Source organism: Confluentibacter sediminis, from assembly GCF_003258355.1.
GTDB classification, from domain to species: domain Bacteria; phylum Bacteroidota; class Bacteroidia; order Flavobacteriales; family Flavobacteriaceae; genus Confluentibacter; species Confluentibacter sediminis.
On the sequence record NZ_QKPO01000049.1, the window covers coordinates 1 to 799 of the forward strand.

The following is a 799-nucleotide window of genomic DNA, read 5'->3' on the forward strand; positions in this document are numbered from 1 at the left end:
AATTTTCTGTTTGTTTTGATGTTTCCATACTCGTGGTTTTGTGTATAGCTATTTTAGGACAAGACATGAAACACAATCTCTTTGTTTGAAATAAAAACAAAAACAATTGGAAATATTGTAAGAAAAGGTTATGTTTGGTAAGTTTAAAAAATAAGCGACACACTGCTACAAAAGTAGCGCATAGCCCGCCAAATTGGTATGATAAGAGAAATAGAGTAGCGCATATAAACAAGTTACCAAACATTAAAAAAATGAAAATACGATACACAAAAAAACGTTTAAGATATTATTTGATTTTTGGAATTTTATGGATGGTTCTTGGTAGTTCTGCCATTATTTTTGAATCAGGAAATGTTTTTAACTATGGTTATCTATTAATGGGGATTTTGTATCTAGGAACTTATTTATTTGAAAATAGAAAACAGTATTTGACCATAGAAAATGGAGTTATTTCAAAAAACCTTCTGGTTTCCAAAAAAATAAACTTGAATGAAATTACTCGGATTAAAAAATTTGCGGGAGATTATGTGCTTAAAACTGACCTTACTGAATTGAAAATAAATACAGGACTAATTGACAAAACTTCTCTCTCGGACTTAAATGCTGTACTGGATAATCTGAATTTAGAAAAAAAATAAAAACGTTTGCCCCGCTAACGCACGATTGCATCGTGTGGTAATCAATACCATCGTGTGGTAATCAATACATTAAAAATGATTTTGTAAGTTTGTTTTTGTAAGCTTCCCTTAAAACCGAACTGTTTAAAAGTGTAAAAATAATATTAACTTTAAACAGTAAT

Annotated in this window: 1 protein-coding gene; it reads left to right on the forward strand. The window is 29.3% G+C overall.

Annotation, left to right across the window (positions count from 1 at the left end; genetic code table 11):
* Nucleotides 1-134: 134 nt before the first annotated feature.
* A complete protein-coding gene (locus tag DKT72_RS17820; protein ID WP_235841756.1) occupies nucleotides 135-638 on the forward strand; it encodes a hypothetical protein in 504 nt (167 codons plus the stop codon).
* The last annotated feature ends 161 nt before the right edge of the window (nucleotides 639-799 follow it).